This window comes from Mesorhizobium sp. M2A.F.Ca.ET.067.02.1.1 (assembly GCF_004023285.1).
In the GTDB taxonomy this organism is placed as follows: domain Bacteria; phylum Pseudomonadota; class Alphaproteobacteria; order Rhizobiales; family Rhizobiaceae; genus Mesorhizobium.
Genome location: NZ_RZSB01000686.1, coordinates 1 through 3,233, shown reverse-complemented (window position 1 = coordinate 3,233; position 3,233 = coordinate 1). Strand labels below are relative to the sequence as shown.

Here is a 3,233-nt window from a genome sequence, read left to right as displayed (position 1 = left end):
CAGCGCGACCTCCACATCACGCCTGATCAGAACCAGCCGGAATCCGGCCAGGGCATCTGGGGCCGCTAAGCGGCTCCCGTCCCCATCAATCCCAACCTCAATTCTTAAATCTGGAGTAACTCAAATGACCAAGATCGCTCTTACCGCTGCCGCCCTTCTCGTTGCCACCGGCGCCGCTTTCGCCGGCTCGGACAACTATGGTTCGGCCAACGCCAACCAGCCGGCCGCTTCGGTCGACACCTCGTTCACCGCTTCGGTCAAGAAGTCGGACGCGGATGCCCAGAAGCCGATCGTCACGGGCGCCAACCACGACCTGTTCGGCAGCCACTAAACGGATCTGTCCTCGACAGACCTCAAAGCGGCGGGCTTGTCCCGCCGCTCTGTTTTTGTGGAGCCGGCTATCCGTTGGCCCGGGCTTTTCCGTGCGTCGACCAGGCAATTTGCGCGATCCCCGTCGCGGAAGCCGAAATCTTGATCGGGAATAAATCCGGACTGTTCCGGGTCTTGTCGGCAGCGGGGCCATCCTCCCAAGGCGCCGCCGATGAAACGACAGGACAAGGAACATTGAGATGAACAGGACCGCATTCGTCGCGGCTGCCATGCTCGCCGCTGCCATGGGCAGCGCCTCCGCCGGCAGCGACCATTACGGCGCCGACGGCGCCAAGCAGCCGGCCGCCAGCGCCGATCACATGATGACCAGCTCGATCCGTGAGCGCGGCACGGCGGATCACCAGGCTCCGGTGACGGCCGCAACCAGCCGGACCGTCGTCGACATCATTGCCCGGCACAACGACGACGGCCTGTGGGGCCGCTGACGCCGCTTCGATCCCCCAAAGACCTCCACATTTTTAACGAAAGGAACTTTTGCAATGACCAGGATCGTCCTTACCACCGCAGCCATACTTCTCGCCATGGGTTCTGCCTTCGCCGGCAGCGATCATTACGGCGCGGACAACGTCAACCAGCCGACCGCCGGCGTCGATCGCGGGCTCACCGCCTCGGTACGCAAGCACGAGCCCGCCAAGCCTACCAATGTCGACACCTCGATGACCACCGGATCGGCGCCGTCGCAGGCCTGGCATGATCCGGGCCAGGGCATCTGGGGCAATTGAGGTTTAACGTCTCAGGCTTTGCCAAAGGCGGCGGGCTTGCTCCGCCGCCTTTGTTTGCGGCGGGAGATTGGCAGCTTCGGGGTCTACTCCAAATCCCTCGGCCTGACGAGATGCGTCAGCCGAGCGCCGCCGAAATCCAGATTCGCCCAGTTGCCCTTTACTGTAAACCGCGCGAGCGCCGCCGTCGGAAACTTCGCTTCGATCTTCTTGAAAACGCTCTCATCCGACCCGGCGCCGGCCAGCCGCAACACAAACTGCTGGAGGCCGGGGTTGTGGCCGATCACGAGCAGGTTGGTCGCCTTGACCTGCCGCACGTGCGCCAGGATAGCGCCGGCCTCCGCCTCGTAGAGCTCTTCCGCGAAATCCGCGGACACATGCTTCGGCAGCTCCTGGGCGACCAACCGCCAAGTATCGCGGGCGCGCAGCGCCGGCGAGACCAGAGCCAGATCCGGCAGCCAGCCACGCCGCGAAAGCTCGCGCCCGATCAGCGGCGCGGTCTTTTGCCCGCGCGGGGCGAGCGGCCGGTCGAAATCGGCAAGCTTGGGGTCATCCCAGCTCGACTTGGCGTGGCGTAAGATAAGCAATTGTCTCGCGGGCATTGTTCAGGACCACGATTGCTTGTCCAGTCGGGCGCGGGCCTTCTGCTTGATCTCGTCGATGTAGAAGGGGGCAAACGGGCCGCTGCCTAATCTGTCGATCCAAGCCTTACGCAGCCGGTCCGTTTCGGTTTGACCCAGGGGTTGGCTCGGCAGTTCAGGGGTAAGCGCCATGCTGCAATTCCCGGCCAGGGCCCTACGGCGTGATCCGCGCCAGATGCTCGAGGTCGGTCTCCTCGCGCAGCGGGTCCGGCGCCATCACGACCGAGCTTGCGTTCTCTGCATCGTCGGCGAAATGGGCAAGCACGGTGTGGCCCTTTTCCATGCTCGCCTTGCCCTCGGCGACGAGGCCTAGCGCCAGCGGATAGAGCCGATGCTCGGCCTTCAGCACGCGCGCGGCAAGCGTGTCCTCATTGTCGCCGACCATCACCGGCACGGCGGCCTGCGCGATGATCGGGCCGTCATCCATCTCCGGCGTGACGAAATGCACCGAGCAGCCATGGATGCGCACGCCCGCGCGGATCGCCCGCGCGTGCGTGTCCAGCCCCTTGAAGGCGGGCAGCAAAGCAGGGTGGACGTTGACCATGCGCCCCTGCCATTTCTCGACGAGGCCGCGGCCGAGGATGCGCATATAGCCGGCAAGCGCCACGATCTCGGCGCCGAAGCCGGTGAGCGCGGCGTCGAGCGCGGCGTCATAGGCATCCTTGCTCGCATGGTCGGCGCGCTGGATCACCTTGGTGGCGATGCCGCGCGACTGGGCGATGCCGAGGCCGGCGGCGTTCGCGCGGTCGGAGATCACGCCGACGATTTCAGCCGGATAGCTTGGATCGGCGGCGGCCGCGATCAGCGCCGTCATGTTGGAGCCGCGCCCTGAGATCAGGACGACCGTGCGTTTCCTGCTCATAGGCCGATCGAGCCCCTGTAGATGACGCCGGCGTCGCGGCGCGGCACGATCCGGCCGATCGGCGTCACCGTCTCGCCGGCTTCCTGCAGCACCGCCGCCACCTGCGCCGCCTGGCCGGAGGCGACGGCGAGGATCATGCCGATGCCGCAATTGAAGGTGCGCATCATTTCTTCCGGCGCGACGCCGCCGGTCTTTGCCAGCCACGAGAACACCGGCGGCGCGTCGATCGCCTCGAGGTCGAGCTCGGCCGAAAAATCCTTGGGCAGCACGCGCGGGATGTTTTCCGGGAAACCGCCGCCGGTGATGTGGGCCAGCGCCTTGATGCCATGCGTGTTGCGGATAGCCTTCAGGATCGACTTCACATAGATGCGCGTCGGCTCGAGCAGCGCCTCGGCGAGGCTGAGCTCTTCGTTGAACGGCGCCGGATCGCTCCAGGCAAGACCGCTCGCCGCCACGATGCGGCGCACCAGCGAAAAACCGTTGGAGTGCAGGCCGGAGGAGGAAAGGCCAAGCAGCACGTCGCCTTCGACGATGTCGTCTGTGGGAAGCAACTGGCCGCGATCGGCCGCGCCGACCGCGAAACCGGCAAGGTCGTAGTCCTTGTCGTGATACATGCCGGGC

7 protein-coding genes are annotated in these 3,233 nt (G+C 65.5%); 3 read left to right on the top strand and 4 right to left on the bottom strand.

What is annotated here, in order from left to right:
- Nucleotides 1-124 precede the first annotated feature (124 nt).
- The 3 genes from EOA28_RS30000 (at nt 125) to EOA28_RS29990 (ending at nt 1,112) form a co-directional block, all read left to right on the top strand.
- Nucleotides 125-331 carry a DUF680 domain-containing protein gene (locus EOA28_RS30000; protein ID WP_126078172.1) on the top strand — a complete coding sequence of 69 codons (207 nt, stop codon included), beginning with the start codon at nt 125-127 and terminating at the stop codon, nt 329-331.
- Between the two features lie 238 nt (nt 332-569).
- Nucleotides 570-815 (top strand): DUF680 domain-containing protein, encoded by a 246-nt coding sequence (locus tag EOA28_RS29995; protein ID WP_126078171.1) that lies wholly within the window; start codon nt 570-572, stop codon nt 813-815.
- Nucleotides 816-869: 54 nt separating this feature from the next.
- Nucleotides 870-1,112 carry a DUF680 domain-containing protein gene (locus tag EOA28_RS29990; RefSeq protein ID WP_126078170.1) on the top strand — a complete coding sequence of 81 codons (243 nt, stop codon included), beginning with the start codon at nt 870-872 and terminating at the stop codon, nt 1,110-1,112.
- A gap of 83 nt (nt 1,113-1,195) precedes the next feature.
- On the opposite strand, the gene EOA28_RS29985 is transcribed toward EOA28_RS29990, so the two are convergent.
- The 4 genes from EOA28_RS29985 to EOA28_RS29970 all read right to left on the bottom strand — a co-directional run.
- Entirely contained in the window at nt 1,196-1,711 is a 516-nt protein-coding gene (locus EOA28_RS29985) for a histidine phosphatase family protein (RefSeq protein WP_126078169.1), read from the bottom strand.
- Nucleotides 1,712-1,714: 3 nt separating this feature from the next.
- A complete protein-coding gene (locus EOA28_RS29980) occupies nt 1,715-1,882 on the bottom strand; it encodes a hypothetical protein (protein WP_189342248.1) in 168 nt (55 codons plus the stop codon).
- 22 nt (nt 1,883-1,904) lie between these two features.
- The gene (gene purN, locus EOA28_RS29975; protein ID WP_126078168.1) at nt 1,905-2,612 is read right to left on the bottom strand and encodes a phosphoribosylglycinamide formyltransferase; all 708 of its coding nucleotides are present in this window, start codon (nt 2,610-2,612) and stop codon (nt 1,905-1,907) included.
- A partial coding sequence (locus EOA28_RS29970) for a phosphoribosylformylglycinamidine cyclo-ligase (protein WP_148670939.1) occupies nt 2,609-3,233 on the bottom strand: 625 nt, incomplete at its 5' end. The genes purN and EOA28_RS29970, both read right to left, overlap by 4 nt.